Below are 17,177 nucleotides of genomic sequence, written 5' to 3'. Positions count from 1 at the left end.
AAAAGAATACCGACGGGCATCGCTGCGAGCGCTGCTGGCGGGTCCTGCCGGAGGTCGGCACGGTCGCGGCCCATCCGGACCTGTGCGTGCGCTGCGCCGATGCCGTGGATGCCATCGGCGCCGAGGCCTCGGCATGACCGATCCGCGGCTGTTCCGGCGCGGCGTCGTCATCGCCGTGCTGATCCTGATCGCCGACCAGCTCAGCAAATGGTGGGTGCTGAAGAGCCTGTTCGGGCTGGCGGACCCGATCACCACCGCCAGCTGGGCGCCGCCGATCCGGATCACCGGCTTCCTCGATTTCGCCATGGTCTGGAACTATGGAATCAGCTTCGGTCTCCTCGCCGGCGACACGCCGCTGGCGCGCTGGGGCCTGTCGGCGGTCGCGGCCGCTGTCGTCGTCGCGCTTCTGGTGTGGCTGGCGCGCAACGATCGCGGCCTCGTCGCCCTCGGCGTCGGGCTGATCATCGGCGGGGCGATCGGCAACGTGATCGACCGGCTGCGCTTCGGCGCCGTCGCCGACTTCTTGCATTTTCACGCCGGGGAGTATTCCTTCTGGGTGTTCAACGTGGCCGACAGCGCGATCAGCATCGGGGTGATGCTGCTGATCGCGGACAGCCTGTTCGGCCGGCGCACGCACCCGGTGACGGCGCAGCAGAGGGATCGAATGTGAGCGGGCAGTCTCGTTTTCCCCAGTCCACCTCCCCGTTCCAGCCCGTCCGGGCCGGGCGGGGCCGGCTGGTCACGCTGGCCGGCCTGATCGTCGCCACCCTGGCCGTCGCCGGCTGCGGCGGCAGCAACCAGACCGTGCAGGAGATGATCGGCTACGACCGGTCGACCCCGGATGAATTCGCGGTGATGCCCCGCGCGCCGCTGGCCATGCCGGATTCGATGGAGGAGCTGCCGCCGCCGACGCCCGGCGCGCCGCGGCCGCAGGAGGCCCAGCCGCGCGAGCAGGCCGAGGCGATCCTGTTCGGCCAGGGCCAGAAGGTGACGCGCCAGGCTGCTCCCGCCGCGGCCGGCCCCGGCGCCTCGGCCATCCTGGCCAAGGCCGGGCAGGCGGAGCCGGGCATCCGCGGCGCGGTCGACCAGGAGACGGCGCAGCAGGCGGCGAGCGATGAAGGCCTCATCGACCGGCTGATGTTCTGGAATTCCAAGCCGCTGCCCGGCACCGTGGTCGACCCGTACAAGGAATCAGCGCGCCTGAACACCAATGCCGAGGCCGGCAAGCCGCTGACGACCGGCGACACGCCGATCATCATCCGCCGGCGGCCGGCACCGCTCGAGGGCCTCGTCCCGAGCTTCTGAGGATGGAGTTCACGGGCCGGCATGCGCCGGCCCGTTTCTTTTGTGATCCGACACGCTGCCGCACCGGAGGCGCCTGCCCATGTCCGATCTGACTCGCTCGCCCGCCTGGACCGCGCTCGACGCGCATCGCAAGGCGATGGAGGGGGTGCATATGCGCGACCTCTTCGCCGCCGACCCGAAGCGCTTCGACCGCTTCTCGCTGCGCCTGGGCGACCTCCTGCTCGACTATTCCAAGAACCGGGTGACCGAGGAGACGCTCGGCCTCCTCTTCGCCCTGGCCCGGCAGCAGGATGTCGAGGGCTGGCGCGACCGCATGTTCGCCGGCGACCTGATCAACGGCACCGAGCACCGCGCCGTGCTGCACACCGCGCTGCGGGCCGAGCTGACCGGCTCGGTCACGGTCGACGGCCAGAACGTGCTGCCCGAGGTGGCAGCCGTGCTGAAGCACATGCGGGAGTTCTCCGACGCGGTGCGCGACGGCAGCTGGACCGGCTACACCGGCAAGCCGATCACCGACGTGATCAACATCGGCATCGGCGGCTCCGACCTCGGCCCGGTGATGGTGTCCGAGGCGCTGGTGCCCTACCAGCATCCGCGCATCAGGCTGCACTTCGTCTCCAATGTCGACGGCACCCATATCGCCGAGACGCTGAAACGGATCGACCCCGAGACCAGCCTGTTCCTGATCGCATCGAAGACCTTCACGACGCAGGAGACGCTGACCAACGCCCACACCGCGCGGCGCTGGTTCCTGAAGTCCGGCGCGCCGGAGGCGGCGATCGCCAAGCATTTCGCCGCCCTGTCGACCAACGCGGCCGAGGTGTCGAAATTCGGCATCGACACCGCCAACATGTTCGGCTTCTGGGATTGGGTCGGCGGCCGCTATTCGGTGTGGTCGGCGATCGGCCTGCCGGTGATGATCGGCATCGGCGCCGACGCCTTCGAGCGGTTCCTGGCCGGCGGCCGCGCCATGGATGCGCATTTCCGCTCGGCCCCGCTGGAGCAGAACCTGCCGGCGGTGATGGGCGTGCTGGGCGTCTGGTACATCAATTTCTGGGACGCCCAGACCCACGCCGTCCTGCCCTACGACCAGTACCTGCACCGGCTGCCGGCCTATCTGCAGCAGGCGGACATGGAATCGAACGGCAAGTCGGTCGACCGCCAGGGCCACCGGGTCGACTACCAGACCGGGCCGGTGATCTTCGGCGAGCCCGGCACCAACGGCCAGCATTCCTTCTACCAGCTGATCCACCAGGGGACGAAGATCATCCCCTGCGATTTCATCGCGCCGGTAGAAAGCCACAACCCGGTCGACGACCACCACCCGATCCTGCTGTCCAACGTGCTGGCGCAGACCGAGGCGCTGATGGTCGGCAAGACGCCGGACCAGGTGCGGGCGGAGCTGACCAAGGCCGGGATGTCCGGCGCGGCGCTGGAGGCGCTGCTGCCGTTCAAGGTGTTCGAGGGCAACCACCCGTCCAACACCATCCTGGTGCGGTCGGTCGACCCCTACACCCTCGGCCTGCTGGTCGCGCTGTACGAGCACAAGATCTTCGTCCAGGGCATCATCTGGAACATCTACTCCTTCGACCAGTGGGGGGTGGAGCTGGGCAAACAGCTGGCCAAGGCCATCCTGCCCGAGCTGCTGGGCGAGAAGGCGCCGGGCGCGCATGACAGCTCGACCCTGGGCCTGCTGGCCGCGATCCGCGACTGGTCCTGAGCTTTGCCGGCCGATCCATATCGATTGCATATGGATCGGCCGGAATCACACTATTGGACATGATGGCTGCCCCCGGCTCATCTCTAGGGCGTCCGGGACGAGCGCGTCCCGCGAGCCGCCCGCGAGCCGAGGACATGCCATGACCAAGGACTGGAACCCCGCCCTCTATCGCCGCTACGAGGATGAGCGCACGCGCCCGGCCCGCGACCTGCTGGCCCGGGTTGAGCTCGATCCGCCGGCGGACGGGCGGCCGCTGGTGATCTACGATCTCGGCTGCGGCCCGGGCAATTCGACCGAGCTGCTGGTCGACCGGTTCCCCGGGGCGCAGGTCACCGGCATCGACAGCTCCGAGGCGATGCTGGCCGATGCCCGCGCCCGCCTGCCGGGCTGCCGCTTCGAGCGGCACGACGTTGCCGTCTGGCAGCCGCCGCAGGCGCCGGACCTGATCTACGCCAACGCCACGCTGCAATGGGTGCGGGGGCACGAGACGCTGGTGCCGCGGCTGTTCGGCCTGCTGGCGCCCGGCGGCGTGCTGGCGGTGCAGATGCCCGACAACCGGGAGGAGCCGACGCACCGGCTGATGCGCGCCGTGGCCGGCGAGGGGCCGTGGAAGGAGACAATCGGCGAGGCCGCACTGGTGCGGACGAAGATCCTGTCGCTCGACGCCTATTACGACCTGCTGGCGCCGCTGGCGGCCGAGACCGATGTCTGGCGCACCGCCTACCAGCACCCGATGGCGTCGCCGGAGGCGATCGTCGACTGGGTGCGCGGCACCGGCCTCAGGCCGTTTATCGACCCGCTCAGCGAGGAGCAGCGAGCCGGCTTCCTGGCGGACTACACACGCCGTATCGCCGAGGCGTACCGGCCGAGGGCGGACGGCAAGCTGCTGCTGGCCTTCCCGCGGCTTTTTGTCGTCGCCCGCCGCCCGCGCTAGCTCTTCCCGCCGCCGCGGCGGGGCACCACATGGCAGGAAGAGGCCATCACGATGGAACCCGCCATGACGATCCCCCATCTCGCCGCGATCGGGTCGCTGCTCAGTGCGCTTTTCCTGCTCGCCGCCTGCCAGGGCGTCGAGGTCAAGCCGTACCCGCCGAATGCCGGCAGGAGCTCCCTCGGCGCGGGCAGCAGCGGGCATGATTGAGGCCGCCGCGATCCCATGACAGGATCGCGGCATGACTCACTATCTCTGCCGCACCTGCGGCACACAGTATCCCGACAGCCCGGCACCTCCGGCCGCCTGCCCGATCTGCGAGGATGAACGGCAATACGTGCCCGAATCCGGGCAGAGCTGGCTGACGCTGGAGGAGCTGCGGCGGGATCACCGCGTCGGCATCACCCAGGTCGAACCCGGCCTGCAGCAGTTGCTGGTCGAGCCGGACTTCGCGATCGCCGAGCGCGCCTTCCTGATCCGGCTGCCGCAGGGCGGCGCGGTGATGTGGGACTGCGTGGCGCTGCTCGACGACGCCACCGCGGCGGCGATCCGGGCGCTGGGCGGCCTTCGCGCCATCGCCATCTCGCATCCGCACTACTACACCACGATGGTGGACTGGGCGCACGCCTTCGGCTGCCCGGTCCATCTCCACGCCGATGACCGGGACTGGGTGCAGCGCCCGGACCCGGCGCTGTCCTTCTGGACCGGCGAGACCCTGGATCTCGGCGACGGCCTCACCGTGATCCGCTGCGGCGGCCATTTCGCCGGCGCCTCGGTGCTGCATTGGGCGGCGGGGGCGGAGGGGCGCGGCGTGCTGTTCAGCGGCGACACCATCCAGGGCGTGCCGGACCGCGGCTGGGTCTCCTTCATGTACAGCTACCCGAACCTGATCCCGCTGCCGGCTCCGGCGGTGCGGCGCATCGCCGACGCGGTGGCGCCCTACCGGTTCGACCGGCTGTACGGCGCCTTCGTCGGCCGCCAGGTCCGGGCCGATGCCCGCGGCGCCGTGCTGCGCTCGGCCGACCGCTACATCCGGGCGATCCAGGGCTAGCTTGCCCCTCCGGCCGCTTCGCCGCATCCTGCCCCGCCAGATCGGACATAGGGGGAAACGGCATGGCCCGCAGGATCGTGATCACCGGCGCCGGGGCGGGGCTGGGGCTGGAATTGACACGATGGTACGCGACGCGCGGCGACACCGTGATCGGCGTGGCCCGCAGCGACGCGGCGGCGGCCGATTTCACGGCGGCGGCCGGGCCGGCGGGCATCCTGGTGCGCGGCGACGTCACCGACCAAGCCTGTGCCGACGCGCTGCGCCGCACGCTGGCCGATCGGGCGCCGGCGGTGGACATCCTCTACAACAACGCCGGCATGTCCGGCCGCGGCGCCCAACTGGCCGGCATCCGGGTCGAGGATGTGCAGCAGGCGCTCGACGTCCATTGCCTGGCGGCACTGCGCATCAGCCAGGCGGCGATCGACGCGCTGCTGGCGGCGGAGAAGCCCACCATCGTCAATGTCAGCAGCCGGCTCGGCTCGATCGGCCGGGTCGCGGCGGGGGATTTCGACCATCTCGGCATCGCCTACGCCACCCGCATCTCCAAGGCGGCGCAGAACATGCTGACCGCCTGCCTGGCCCGCGAGTTCGGGCCGCGCGGCTTGGCCGTCTACGCCGTCCATCCCGGCCGGATCCGGACGAAGATGGCCAGCGCCGACGCCGATCTCGAGGCGCCGGAGGCGGCGGCCCGCCTGGCCGGCTGGGTCGACCGCATCCGGCCGGACCGGCAGGTCTTCTACGGCGAGCCGGAGCTCGGCACATTTCCTTGGTAACCGCTTTTTCCGTCCGGTCCTGAAACTTTCCCGGCACGCTTCCCGTAAAGGCTCCCCGTCCCGGTCATCCGGCGACGCAACCCAATGGGAGAAACCGAGATGCGTGCCGTTCGTATCGTCTCCAGCGCCGTCGGCGCCTGCCTGTTCCTCGCCGCGGCCGGCCCGGCCTTCGCGGAAGCCACCGTCATGGTCGGCGGCGCGGCCATGTATCCGAGCAAGACCATCGTCGAGAACGCGGTCAACTCGAAGGACCACACCACTCTGGTCGCGGCGGTCAAGGCCGCCGGGCTGGTCGATACCCTGAACGGCGCCGGCCCCTTCACCGTCTTCGCCCCGACCAACGCCGCCTTCGGCAAGCTGCCCAAGGGCACGGTCGACACGCTGGTGAAGCCCGAGAACAAGGCGACGCTGACCCAGATCCTGACCTATCACGTCGTGCCCGGCCGGCTGACCGCGGCCGACCTGATGAAGGCGGTCAAGGACGGCAAGGGCAAGGCCATGCTGAAGACGGTCGAGGGCGAGGACCTGACCGTCGAATGGAAGCATGAGCGGCTGGAGGTGGTCGACGCCAAGGGCGGCACCGCCTGGGTGACGATCCCGGACGTGCTGCAGTCGAACGGCGTGATCCATGTCGTCGACACCGTGCTGATGCCGTAGTGGCCGCCGAGGGTCTGGGCGATTTCCCGACGGCGTGCCGGGACTCTGCTGCTAGAGTCCCGGCACTCTTGATGCGGGGAGCGATGCCGGCTGAGGACGAGGACTTGACCCGGATGCTGCAGGCGGCCGGCCAGGGCGACCGGCGTGCCTTCAAGGCGCTGTACGACCGCACCGCGCCGCTGCTGTTCGGCATCGTGCTGCGCCTCCTGCGCAACCGGGCGACGGCGGAGGAGGTGCTGCAGGATGCCTATCTTCGCATCTGGCGCAACGCCGCCGCCTTCTCGCCGGGAACCGGCACGCCGCTGGGCTGGATGGCGGCGATCGCCCGCAACCGGGCTATCGACGTCGCCCGGCAGCGTCGCGAGGTGCTGGTCGAGCCGGACGAGGATGGCCGCGACTGGCTGGAGGCGATCCCCGACCCGCGCGCCGAAGGCCCCGGCTTCGTCGCCCTGCGCCAGCTCGGCCATTGCCTGGGCCTGCTGGAGGACGGCCACCGCCGCTGCGTGCTGCTGGCCTACTACGAAGGCTATTCGCGGGAGGAGCTGGCGGCCCGCTTCGACCGGCCGGTCAACACCATCAAGACCTGGCTGCATCGTGGCCTGGCCGCCCTGCGGCAGTGCATGGACGGAGCTGGACCATGACCGAGGAGCAGGAGGGCCGGATCGCCGAATACGTCCTCGGCACCCTGCCGGCGGAGGAGCGGGCCGCGTTTGAGCGCGAGCTCGCGGCCGACCCCGCGCTCAAGGCCGAGGTCGCGGCCTGGGAGCGGCGCCTGGCCGGGCTGGCGGCGCAGGTCCCGCCGGTCCAGCCGGGCCCGCAGGTCTGGGCGGCGTTGGAGCGGGCGATCGGCCCTGAAGCGCCGTCGGCACCCGCAGGCCCGACCGTGCTGCAGCTCTCGGCCGAGGCGCGCCTGCGCCGGTCGCGCGCCCGGTGGCGCAGCGCGGCCCTGGCGGCCGGGGCGCTGGCCGCCGGCCTTGCCGCCTTCATCCTGCTGCCGCGGGCCGAGCTGCCGGCCCGCCCGGACAGCTATGTCGCGGTGGTCAATCGCGGCGGTGACCTGCCGGCCTTGATCATCCGGGTCGACACCCGCGCCGGCGTGGTCCAGGTCCGGCCGGTGCGGGCCGAGGTGCCGGCCGATCGCAGCCTGGAGCTGTGGTTCGTCGCCGCTGGCGCCGCGCCGCGCTCGCTGGGCCTGATCGACGCCGGTGACCGCAGGCGCCTGGAGATCCCGGAGGCGCTGCGCGGCTCGGCCCTCGCCGGCGGCACGCTGGCGGTCAGCGTCGAGCCGGCCGGCGGTTCGCCCACTGGCGCCCCGACCGGGCCGGTGGTCTATTCCGGCACGCTGATCGATGATCCGTCCTGAGCCGGCCGTCCTGACCGATTCCCTCCGGCGCGATCCGGCTCTAGAATCCGCGGCATGAGCATCGAGTCCCTGCGCACCATCCGTCGCCTGCCGCCGACCCTGGTGAACCAGATCGCCGCCGGCGAGGTGATCGAACGCCCGGCCGCGGCGGTGAAGGAGCTGGTGGAGAACGCGATCGACGCCGGTGCCCGGCGCATCGACGTGTCGCTGCGCGACGGCGGCCGCAGCCTGATCGCGGTGGTCGATGACGGCGCAGGCATGGACCCGGAGGAGCTGGTGCTGGCGATCGAGCGCCACGCCACCTCCAAGCTGCCGGACGACGACCTGGTGCGGATCTCGACCCTCGGCTTCCGCGGCGAGGCGCTGCCCTCGATCGGCGCCGTGTCGCGCCTGTCGATCGCCAGTCGCCCGCGGCAGGCGGCGGAGGGCTGGAGCCTGTCGGTCGAGGGCGGGGCGGTGGCGGCGCCGGTGCCGGCGGCGCTGAACCAGGGCACAAGGGTCGAGGTGCGCGACCTGTTCTATGCCACGCCCGCCCGGCTGAAATTCCTGAAGGGCGAGCGGGCCGAGACCCAGGCGGCGGTCGATGTGGTCGAGCGCCTGGCCATGGCCCATCCGACCCTGAGCTTCACCGTGGCCGACGCCGCCCGCACCCTGCTGCGGCTGGAGGCGGCGCAGGGCGAGCTGTTCGACGCCCGGCTGGCCCGTGTCGGCGCCGTGCTGGGCGGCGATTTCGCCGAGAACGCGCTGCCGATCGAGGCGGTGCGCGAGGGCGTGCGGCTGACCGGCCATGCCGCGCTGCCGACCCTCAACCGCGCCACCGCCCAGGCGCAGTACCTGTTCGTCAACGGCCGGCCGGTGCGCGACCGGCTGCTGCTCGGCGCCATCCGCGGCGCCTATTCCGACGTGCTGCCGCGCGACCGCCACCCGGTGCTGGCCCTCTATCTCGAGCTGCCGCCGGAGGAGGTCGACGTCAACGTCCACCCGACCAAGGCCGAGGTGCGGTTCCGCGACCCGGCGCTGGTGCGCGGGCTGATCGTCAGCTCGCTGCGCCACGCCATCGCCGCCGCCGGCCACCGTGCCTCGACCAGCGTCGGCGCCGACACGCTGGCCGCCTTCGTCACCCAGGGCGGGGGCGGGGGAGTGGACGGCCCGGCGCCGATGCAGGCGCCCCTGTCCCGCTTCAGCGGCCAGACCTCCTGGTTCCAGACCCGCGGCCCGGTGCGGCCCCCCGCCGGCCTCACCGAAGCCGCAGCCACCTGGCAGGCGCCGATCGCCTCCGACCTCGCCCGGCCCTCGGCCCGGGCGGAGGCGGCGGTGGAGGAGCCGGCGCCGGAGCATCCGCTGGGCGCCGCCCGGGCGCAGGTCCACGCCACCTATATCGTTACCCAGACGGCGGACGGGTTGGTGATCGTCGACCAGCACGCGGCGCATGAGCGCATCGTCTATGAACGGATGAAGGCCGAGCTGCTCTCCGGCACGGTCCGGAGCCAGGGCCTGCTGCTGCCCGAGGTGGTGGAGCTGAACGAGGCCTCGGTCGACCGCCTCGCCGCCCGCCAGGCCGAGCTGGCGGAGCTGGGGCTGGAGCTCGAGCCCTTCGGCCCCGGCGCCGTGGTGGTGCGCGGCGTGCCGGCCCTGCTGGGGCAGTCCGACGTGCCGGGCCTGGTACAGGATCTGGCCGACGCGCTGGCGGAATGGGACGACGCCCGGCCGCTGACCGAACGCCTCGCCCATGTCTGCGCCACCATGGCCTGCCATGGCAGCGTCCGCGCCGGCCGCCGCCTGAACGCGGCGGAGATGGACGCCCTGCTGCGCAGCATGGAGGCCACGCCCAATGCCGGCCAGTGCAACCACGGCCGCCCGACCTATGTCGAGCTGAAGCTGTCCGACATCGAGAAGCTGTTCCAGCGGCGCTGAGGACGCATGGCCGATCCCGAAATCCTCGGCGAGCACCAGGGCCTGCCGCTGCTGCGCTTTGCCGACGCCGATTCATGGCAGGCATGGCTGGCCGCGAATCACACCGCCTCGCGCGGCGTCTGGCTCGCCATCGCCCGGGCCGGCTCGGGCGTCGCCTCGGTGACCTATGAGCAGGCGCTGGACCTCGCCCTCTGCCATGGCTGGATCGACGGCCGCAAGCAGGGCGGCGATGCCGTCGCCTGGCGGCAGAAATTCACCCCGCGCGGGCCGCGCAGCGCCTGGTCGCAGCGCAACCGCGAGAAGGCCGAGGCGCTGATCGCCGCCGGGCGGATGGTGCCGGCCGGCCTGGCGGTGGTCGAGGCGGCGCGGCGCGATGGGCGGTGGCAGGCGGCCTACGGCCTCAGCCATGATCGCGGCGTGCCGGAGGATCTGCAGGCGGCGCTCGATGACAATCCCGCGGCGGCGGCGTTTTTCGCCACGCTCGACTCGCGCAACCGGTACGCCGTGCTGTATCGTGTGCAGACCGCCAGGAAGCCCGAGACCCGTGCCCGCCGAATCGCCGATTTCGTCGCCATGCTGGCGCGTGGTGAGCGGATTTACCCGCCGCGGGCCGGCAGGACCAACCCGGCCGCGTGACCGGCATGCCGGATCGGCAGTTGGAACCGGCGCCGAGCCGGCATATCTAGGGCGTCCGCGCGGGAGGCATTCATCCCCCGCCGGTGAATCGGGGATACATGCAACGAGTCGACGGGACGATGAGCGGGTACAAGGAAAAGGGGTTCGGGGACCGGCTGAGCAGCGCTCAGAATGCTAAGAAGGCGGCGCTGGAGCGGTTCCGCGCCAAGGTCTCGCCGGACAATCCCGAACTGGCCCGGCAGCGGGCCGAGCGGCAGGCCATCGCCGAGGCGCGCGAGAAGCGCGAGGCCGAACGCCGCGCGGCGCGCGAGGCCGAGGAGGCACGGCTGAAAGCCGAGGCCGAGGAGCGGGCGCGGGAAGAGGCGCGGCTGAAGGCGGAGGCCGCCGAGGCCGAGGCCCGGGCCCGGCGCGAGGAGGCCGAGCGCATGGTCGCTCTGCTGGCCGAGCAGAAGGCCGAGCGTGATGCCCGCTACGCCGCCCGCAAGGCGCGCGTAAAGCGCTGATCCGAAGGGCGCGGGCTGTCATGTCGAAGACCACCCGCGCCACCCAGGCGCTTGAGCGGGCGGGCATTGGCTTCGCCGTCGCCACCTATGACTACGACCCCGGCGCCGACCGCATCGGCCTGCAGGCGGCGGAAGCCATGGGCGTGCCGCCGCGGATCGTGCTGAAGACGCTGATGGCGGAGGCCGACGGCAAGCCGGTCTGCGTCGTCGTGCCGTCCGACCGCGAGGTCGGGATGAAGAAGCTGGCGGCGGCCTTCGGGGCGAAGTCAGCGCAGATGATGCGCCCGGCCGATGCCGAACGGGTCACCGGCTATCATGTCGGCGGCATCAGCCCGCTGGGCCAGAAGCGGGCGGTGCCGACGGCGATCGAGGAAGCGGCGATGGCGGAGGCCGAGATCTTCGTCAATGGCGGCCAGCGCGGGCTGCAGATCCGCCTCAGGCCGCAGGACCTGCAGGCGGCGCTCAAGGCCAAGGTGGCGCCGCTGGTCGCGTAGGGGCGGTTCGTGTTGCCTCTCCCGCTTGCGGGAGAGGTCGGAGACGCGAAGCGGCTCCGGGTGAGGGGATTTTGTCGAGGCCGGGACCAGCCCTCACCCGGTCTCGCTGCGCGAGCCCGGCCTCTCCCGCGCCCGGCGGGAGAGGCAATCCGAGAAGACGCTCGGCACACTGTCGGATCCTGTCGTGAACCGACTTCGATTCACCCTGCTCTACGCCGCCCCGCCGACCCCGCGCAGATCGAAGTCGAACAGCACGTCGCTGCCCATGAGATAGGTGCGGCAGGGTGGGCGCAGGGCCTGGTCGAGATGGGCGATCTCCGGCAGCCGCAGGCCGCCCTTGCCGGAACCGATGATCAGCGGCGCCACCGCGACATGCAGCCGGTCCAGCACCCCGGCGGCGAGGAAGCGCGACACCGTCGTGCCGCCGCCCTCGATCATCACCCGCTTCAGCCCGCGCGCCGCCAGCGCGTCCAGCACCGCGGCGGGGCAAGGGTCGTCGAGGCCGATGATCTCGGCCCCGCCGGCCGGCCTGTCGGCACGGTCGGAGGAGCACAGCAGCAGCGTCGGCGCGGCGCCGTCGGTGAACAGGCCGTGGCCGGAATCGAGCCGGCGGCCGGGGTCCAGCACCACCCGCACCGGATTCGGCCCGTCGACCCGGCGCGTCGTCAGCCGCGGGTCGTCATGCGCCACCGTCCCGGCGCCGACCAGCACCGCGTCCGCCAGCGCCCGCAGCCGGTGCAGATGGTCCAGGTTGCAAGGGCCGGTGACGTATTGCGACTGGCCGCAGCCGGTGGCGATGTGGCCGTCGATGCTCTGGCCCAGATGGGCCAGCACGAAGCGGCCCCCGGCCTCGGCGAAGGGCCGCAGCAGCTCGATGCGGTCGCGGCCCTCGGCGTCGGAGGGCAGCGGCGCCTCCGGCCGGCCGGCGCGGCGGTCGAGCAGCCAGATCCAGGCGGTGTCCATCATCCCTCGGTTCGCGCATAGATGTCGCCGGAACGGTCCTCCGGCGAGAGACTCAACAGCCAGGCCCGCACTTCGTGCCCCTCACGCCAGTTCGGCCACAGGAAGCATCCGGTTTCGCCGACCGAGACCTGGAAGCGGGAGTCGCCCAGCGCCTGGATCCGGTCGAGGGCGGCCAGGGTCGCCGGCCGCGCCGCCGGGACGTATTCGACCGACAGGCAGGGCAGGGGGCGGGACAGCCCGGCCAGCACCTCGGCCTCGAAGCCCTCGACATCGATCTTGCAGAAGGCGGGGATGCCGAACCGCTCGATCAGCGCGTCCAGCGTCGTCACCGGCACCTCGGCCCGCCGGTCCCAGCGGATCGAGGCGAAGCTGTCCGCCTGCGACACCGTGTCGATCCAATCCTGCGACAGGCTGGCGACGGTCGGGTTGCGGCTGCTGAGATGCAGGGTGGCGGTGCCGGGGGCGGCGCCGACCGCGCTCTCGACCAGGGTGATGCCGGGCTGATGGCGGAAGCTGCGGCGCAGCAGCCGGGCCAGGTCGGGCTGCGGCTCGACCGCCACCACCCGGGCGCCGAGTCCGGCCCAGCACAGGCTGCGGTTGCCGACATGGGCGCCGATGTCGAAGCACAGGTCGCCGGGGCGGATCAGGGCCGAGAAGAAGCGCCGGAAGCGGGCGGAGCGCCCGGGGATGCCGCGATAGATGGCGAGGGAACGGGCGATGCCGGCGGCGCGGGTGATCGCATTCATGCGAGGAGGCGCCGCTGCTGCCGCCACAGCCAGACCACGTCGCGGCCGAAGGACCAGCACAGCGCCGCCAGGGCGCCGGCGGCCAGGGTGGCGGCGAGGGCGTGCGGCACCGGCGGCGCCAGGCAGGCGATCAGCACCAGAATCTGGATCACGCAGACGGCCTTGCGGGCGAAGCTCTCCGGCACCGGCGCGCGCAGCCAGGGCCAGGCGGAGCCCGCCAGGACGTAGAGGTAGCGCATCGCCCCGATCAGCAGCACCCAGGGGCCGACCTTGCCCCATTGCCAGGCCAGCACCGACAGCACCAGGACGAAGAAGGCGTCGGCCTCCATGTCGAATCGGGCGCCGAAGCGGGAGGCCAAGCCGCTGCGCCGCGCCGCCCAGCCGTCCACCCCGTCGAGGGCCAGGGCCAGCGTGGCCAGCCCGGCGATCAGCCACAGGCAGTCCTCGTCCGGCGCCGCCGTGCCCAGCAGCGCGGCCAGCAGGCAGATCAGCACGATGCGCGACAGCGTCACCGTGTTGGCGGCGCCGAAGCGGCGATGCGGCGCATGGGCGGCCAGGCCGGCCAGGATCAGCGTGGCGATGCCGCAATACAGCAGCTCCGCCCGCGCCACGAAATAGGCGCCGAGCCTGGGATCGACGGCGAGCGGCAGGGCCAGGGCGGCCAGGGCCAGCGCCCCCGCCGCCAGCGGCCATCGTGCCTGACGCTGCAAGATGCCGCGAAAATCGGTCTCGTCCCGCATGATCCTCCAGCCGGTCGACGGCATCATCCTACGTGACTCTTCGGCCGAAGCGTGACGCAGGTCACAGCCCGGCACTGGACAATCGGTCACTCGGCTTGCTCTATGGCGCAAATGGGTTGCCGGGACTGGGTCCGCCATGGCCGAGAGAAAACGTCCGCTCGTCATCGTCACGCGCAAGCTGCCGGATGTCATCGAGACCCGGATGATGGAGCTGTTCGAGACCCGGCTGAACCATGACGATGTGGCGCTGGACCGCGAGCAGCTGGCCGCGGCGATGGCCGAGGCCGACGTGCTGGTGCCGACGGTGACCGACCGGATCGACGCCGAGCTGCTGGCCAAGTCGGGGCCGCAGCTGAAGCTGATCGCCAGCTTCGGCACCGGCGTCGACCATATCGACCTGACCGCGGCCAAGGCGCGCGGGCTGACCGTGACCAACACCCCCGGCGTCCTCACCGAGGACACGGCCGACATGACCATGGCCCTGATCCTGGCCGTGGCCCGCCGGCTGGCGGAGGGGGAGCGGCTGGTGCGCGGCGGGCAGTGGACCGGCTGGAGCCCGACCGGGATGCTGGGCGCCCGGCTCGGCGGCAAGCGCCTCGGCATCATCGGCATGGGCCGGATCGGCCAGGCGGTGGCGCGCCGGGCCCGCGCCTTCGGCCTGTCGGTGCATTACCACAACCGCAACCGGGTGCATCCGGAGGTGGAGGCCGAGCTGGACGCCACCTTCTGGCCCAGCCTGGACCAGATGCTGTCGCGGATGGACATCGTCTCGGTCAACTGCCCGCGCACGCCGGCGACCTTCCACCTGCTGTCGGCCCGGCGGCTGAAGCTGCTGCGCCGCGACGCGCTGATCGTGAACACCTCGCGCGGCGAGGTGATCGACGAGACGGCGCTGGCCCAGATGCTGAAGCAGGGCGAGCTGGCGGGGGCGGGGCTCGACGTGTTCGAGCGCGAGCCGAACGTCAACCCGAAGCTGCTGAAGCTGGGGAATGTGGTGCTGCTGCCGCATATGGGCTCGGCCACGCTCGAGGGCCGCATCGACATGGGGCAGAAGGTGATCGTCAACATCCGCAGCTTCGTCGACGGCCATGTGCCGCCGGACCGGGTGCTGGAGACGGAGTTTTAGGAGGAAGTCTTCCCTCCCACTGTCATTGCCGGGCTTGACCCGGCAATCCAGAGGATGTCGAGACCTTCTGGATGCCCGGGTCGAGCCCGGGCATGACAGAAAGAGGGGAGTGCCTCAGCCCGGCTTCACCGTCTGGTGCAGCGCGGCGATGGTCTGGGCGTCGAGCTTCAGCGCCAGGGCCAGCTGCTTCAGGAAGCGGCTCTCCTCCGGCGAATCCAGGGTCACGGTCAGCAGCGCCGCGGTGTAGATTTGCGCCGCCTCCTGCGGGCCGCTGACCCCCGCGGCCAGCTGCTCCGGCGTCGCCGGGTTGTTCAGCTCGTTCTCGATGAAGGCGCGCTCCTCCTCGTCCTCCTCGCCGAGCTGGCCCTGGATCGCGGCCGCCTCATTCTGGTCGATTGTGCCGTCGGCCGCCGCCGCGGCGATCATGGTGCGCAGGATGCGGTGCGCCGTGTCCTGCCCCATCAGCGGCGCCGCCTGGCCTCCGCCGCCGACCGAATCGGCCATGTCGAGGAAGCTGCCGCCGGATCCGCCGCCGACGCCCGGGGCCGCGACCGGCGCGGCCGGGGCCGTCGGGGGCGCGTCGCCCAGGCCGCCCAGCAGCCCGCCGAGGCCGCCGCCCCCGCCGCCGCGATTCTGCAGCGCCTGCATGGCGATCGTGGCGATGACCGCCATCAGCCCGCCGCCCAGGCCGCTTCCGAGGCCGCCGCCGCTCCGGGCCTGGCCGCCGCCCGCGAGCCCGCCGAGGATACCGCCCAGCCCACCGCCAAGGCCTCCGCCGCCGGCGCCGAGGCCCTGCAGCAGGCCGCCAAGGCCGCCCAACCCGCCGCCCGCGCCGCCGAGCCCGCCCGACGTCGCGCCGCCGCCGCCCAGCACCTGGCTGAGGATGCCGCCGAGGCCGCCGGCCCCACCGCTTCCGGACGCGCGGCCCAGGCCGCTCTGCGCCAACGCACCCAAGAGCTTGTCGAGATCCATCGCTCACTCCCTCGGTTGTCGGCGACGGCGTCGCTTGCCGGCCGTCGCGTCATTGCCGGCCGCGGAGTGCGGCTAGGGAGTATCCTGCCGGAAGGGGAGGTGTTCCGCGAGGTCTTCGATGCCGGCCTCGACCGCGCGGGTCTCGCGGGCCAGGAAATCGGCCACGGCGCGGCGGAAGCCGGGGTCGCGGATCCAGTGGGCGCTGTAGGTCCGCACCGGGCGGTAGCCGCGCATCACCTTGTGCTCGCCCTGCGCCCCGGCCTCGACCCGCTTCAGGCCGCGGGCGATGGCGAAGTCGATCGCCTGGTAGTAGCAGGCCTCGAAATGCAGGAAGGGGTAATCGTGGCCGTCGCAGCCCCAGTTGCGGCCGTAGAGCGTGTCGGCGCCGATCAGGTTCAGCGCGCCGGCGATCCAGCGGCCGTCCTTCTCGGCCATCACCAGGGCGATGCGGTCGGCCATCGTCTCGCCGATCCGGGCGAAGAACTCCCGCGTCAGATACGGGTCGCCCCATTTCCGGTCGCTGGTGTTGATGTAGAAGCGGAAGAAGGCGTCCCAGTGCCGGGGCTTCAGGTCGTCGCCGGTCAGCACGGTCAGGCGGATGCCGCCATCGACCGCGCGCTGCCGCTCCTTGCGGATGTCCTTGCGGCGGCGGCTGTTCAGCGTCGCCAGGAAGTCGTCGAAGCCGGCGTAGCCCTCGTTCTCCCAATGGTACTGCTCGCCGATCCGCTGCAGCCAGCCGGCGGCGCCGAGGCGCGACCAGTCGGCCTCGGTCGGGAAGGTGACGTGGACGGAGGAGACCTTGTGCGCCAGCGCCGCCTGCTCCAGCCCGTGGATCAGCAGGTCGGCGGTCCCGGCCGGCGCGCCGGGGCGGACCAGCAGGCGCGGGCCGGTGACCGGGGTGAAGGGCACGGCCGATTGCAGCTTCGGATAGTAGTGGCCACCCGCCTGCTCATAGGCGCGGGCCCAGCTGTGGTCGAAGACGTATTCGCCGTAGGAATGGCCCTTGAGGTACAGCGGCACGACGCCCAGCAGCCTCCCGTCCGGCTCCTCCAGCACCAGGTGCTGGGGCAGCCAGCCGGCCTCGGCGGTGGCCGACCCGCTCTGCTCCAGCGCCGCCAGGAAGGCGTGGGACAGGAACGGGTTGTCCGGCCCGGCGCAGGCATCCCAGGCAGCGGCGTCGACCGCCGTGATGTCGGCCACGAGCTTGAGGCTTGCCTCCGGAGTGCCGTCGGGCATGGGACCGCTCTCTCGCATGTGCGAAAGCTCTAATCTGGTCCCGGCGC

Annotated in this window: 20 protein-coding genes; 15 read left to right on the top strand and 5 right to left on the bottom strand. The window is 71.9% G+C overall.

Annotation, left to right across the window (positions count from 1 at the left end; translation table 11 throughout):
- Window positions 1-133 precede the first annotated feature (133 nt).
- The 14 genes from lspA (at window position 134) to ybaK (ending at window position 11,347) form a co-directional block, all read left to right on the top strand.
- The gene (lspA, locus tag ABDW35_RS14515; protein ID WP_343714588.1) at window positions 134-670 is read left to right on the top strand and encodes a signal peptidase II; all 537 of its coding nucleotides are present in this window, start codon (window positions 134-136) and stop codon (window positions 668-670) included.
- Window positions 667-1,305 carry a DUF3035 domain-containing protein gene (locus ABDW35_RS14510; RefSeq protein ID WP_343714587.1) on the top strand — a complete coding sequence of 213 codons (639 nt, stop codon included), beginning with the start codon at window positions 667-669 and terminating at the stop codon, window positions 1,303-1,305. The genes lspA and ABDW35_RS14510 overlap by 4 nt, the downstream gene beginning before the upstream one ends.
- A gap of 79 nt (window positions 1,306-1,384) precedes the next feature.
- Window positions 1,385-3,025 (top strand): glucose-6-phosphate isomerase, encoded by a 1,641-nt coding sequence (gene pgi / locus ABDW35_RS14505; RefSeq protein WP_343714586.1) that lies wholly within the window; start codon window positions 1,385-1,387, stop codon window positions 3,023-3,025.
- Between the two features lie 139 nt (window positions 3,026-3,164).
- Window positions 3,165-3,959 carry a trans-aconitate 2-methyltransferase gene (gene tam / locus ABDW35_RS14500; protein WP_343714585.1) on the top strand — a complete coding sequence of 265 codons (795 nt, stop codon included), beginning with the start codon at window positions 3,165-3,167 and terminating at the stop codon, window positions 3,957-3,959.
- A 63-nt stretch (window positions 3,960-4,022) separates the two neighbouring features.
- Window positions 4,023-4,166, top strand: coding sequence for a hypothetical protein (locus ABDW35_RS14495; protein ID WP_343714584.1), 144 nt, complete (start codon window positions 4,023-4,025; stop codon window positions 4,164-4,166).
- A gap of 31 nt (window positions 4,167-4,197) precedes the next feature.
- Window positions 4,198-5,007 (top strand): MBL fold metallo-hydrolase, encoded by an 810-nt coding sequence (locus tag ABDW35_RS14490; RefSeq protein WP_343714583.1) that lies wholly within the window; start codon window positions 4,198-4,200, stop codon window positions 5,005-5,007.
- A 62-nt stretch (window positions 5,008-5,069) separates the two neighbouring features.
- Complete coding sequence (locus ABDW35_RS14485; RefSeq protein WP_343714582.1) at window positions 5,070-5,780, top strand: SDR family NAD(P)-dependent oxidoreductase; 711 nt, start codon at window positions 5,070-5,072, stop codon at window positions 5,778-5,780.
- A gap of 99 nt (window positions 5,781-5,879) precedes the next feature.
- A complete protein-coding gene (locus ABDW35_RS14480; RefSeq protein ID WP_343714581.1) occupies window positions 5,880-6,437 on the top strand; it encodes a fasciclin domain-containing protein in 558 nt (185 codons plus the stop codon).
- 83 nt (window positions 6,438-6,520) lie between these two features.
- A complete protein-coding gene (locus ABDW35_RS14475) occupies window positions 6,521-7,078 on the top strand; it encodes a sigma-70 family RNA polymerase sigma factor (RefSeq protein ID WP_343714580.1) in 558 nt (185 codons plus the stop codon).
- Entirely contained in the window at window positions 7,075-7,800 is a 726-nt protein-coding gene (locus tag ABDW35_RS14470; RefSeq protein WP_343714579.1) for an anti-sigma factor, read from the top strand. The genes ABDW35_RS14475 and ABDW35_RS14470 overlap by 4 nt, the downstream gene beginning before the upstream one ends.
- A gap of 54 nt (window positions 7,801-7,854) precedes the next feature.
- Window positions 7,855-9,714: a DNA mismatch repair endonuclease MutL gene (mutL, locus tag ABDW35_RS14465; protein ID WP_343714578.1), complete on the top strand. Its 1,860-nt coding sequence runs from the start codon at window positions 7,855-7,857 to the stop codon at window positions 9,712-9,714.
- A 6-nt stretch (window positions 9,715-9,720) separates the two neighbouring features.
- Entirely contained in the window at window positions 9,721-10,350 is a 630-nt protein-coding gene (locus ABDW35_RS14460) for a YdeI/OmpD-associated family protein (RefSeq protein WP_343714577.1), read from the top strand.
- Between the two features lie 119 nt (window positions 10,351-10,469).
- Entirely contained in the window at window positions 10,470-10,853 is a 384-nt protein-coding gene (locus ABDW35_RS14455; RefSeq protein WP_343714576.1) for a DUF6481 family protein, read from the top strand.
- 20 nt (window positions 10,854-10,873) lie between these two features.
- Window positions 10,874-11,347 (top strand): Cys-tRNA(Pro) deacylase, encoded by a 474-nt coding sequence (gene ybaK / locus ABDW35_RS14450; protein WP_343714575.1) that lies wholly within the window; start codon window positions 10,874-10,876, stop codon window positions 11,345-11,347.
- A 210-nt stretch (window positions 11,348-11,557) separates the two neighbouring features.
- Here the strand turns inward: ybaK and ABDW35_RS14445 are convergent, their stop codons facing one another.
- Genes ABDW35_RS14445 through ABDW35_RS14435 form a run of 3 tightly spaced genes read right to left on the bottom strand, consistent with a single transcriptional unit; the run spans window position 11,558 to window position 13,796 of the window.
- Window positions 11,558-12,313: a RibD family protein gene (locus tag ABDW35_RS14445; RefSeq protein WP_343714574.1), complete on the bottom strand. Its 756-nt coding sequence runs from the start codon at window positions 12,311-12,313 to the stop codon at window positions 11,558-11,560.
- Window positions 12,310-13,056: an FkbM family methyltransferase gene (locus tag ABDW35_RS14440; RefSeq protein ID WP_343714573.1), complete on the bottom strand. Its 747-nt coding sequence runs from the start codon at window positions 13,054-13,056 to the stop codon at window positions 12,310-12,312. The genes ABDW35_RS14445 and ABDW35_RS14440 overlap by 4 nt, the downstream gene beginning before the upstream one ends.
- Window positions 13,053-13,796, bottom strand: a complete 744-nt coding sequence (locus ABDW35_RS14435; protein WP_343714572.1) for a CDP-alcohol phosphatidyltransferase family protein — start codon at window positions 13,794-13,796, stop codon at window positions 13,053-13,055. The genes ABDW35_RS14440 and ABDW35_RS14435 overlap by 4 nt, the downstream gene beginning before the upstream one ends.
- Before the next feature lie 136 nt (window positions 13,797-13,932).
- Here ABDW35_RS14435 and ABDW35_RS14430 point away from each other — a divergent pair, with 136 nt between their 5' ends.
- Window positions 13,933-14,922: a D-glycerate dehydrogenase gene (locus ABDW35_RS14430; RefSeq protein WP_343714571.1), complete on the top strand. Its 990-nt coding sequence runs from the start codon at window positions 13,933-13,935 to the stop codon at window positions 14,920-14,922.
- A gap of 114 nt (window positions 14,923-15,036) precedes the next feature.
- Here the strand turns inward: ABDW35_RS14430 and ABDW35_RS14425 are convergent, their stop codons facing one another.
- Complete coding sequence (locus tag ABDW35_RS14425; protein WP_343714570.1) at window positions 15,037-15,894, bottom strand: DUF533 domain-containing protein; 858 nt, start codon at window positions 15,892-15,894, stop codon at window positions 15,037-15,039.
- A 72-nt stretch (window positions 15,895-15,966) separates the two neighbouring features.
- Window positions 15,967-17,130, bottom strand: a complete 1,164-nt coding sequence (locus tag ABDW35_RS14420) for a GNAT family N-acetyltransferase (RefSeq protein ID WP_343714569.1) — start codon at window positions 17,128-17,130, stop codon at window positions 15,967-15,969.
- Between the last annotated feature and the right edge of the window lie 47 nt (window positions 17,131-17,177).

The sequence above is a fragment of the Inquilinus sp. genome (genome assembly GCF_039594555.1).
Classification (GTDB): Bacteria; Pseudomonadota; Alphaproteobacteria; order DSM-16000; family Inquilinaceae; genus Inquilinus.
The sequence above is the reverse complement of the archived record's forward strand: the minus strand, read 5'-3'. Positions and strand labels throughout refer to the sequence as shown.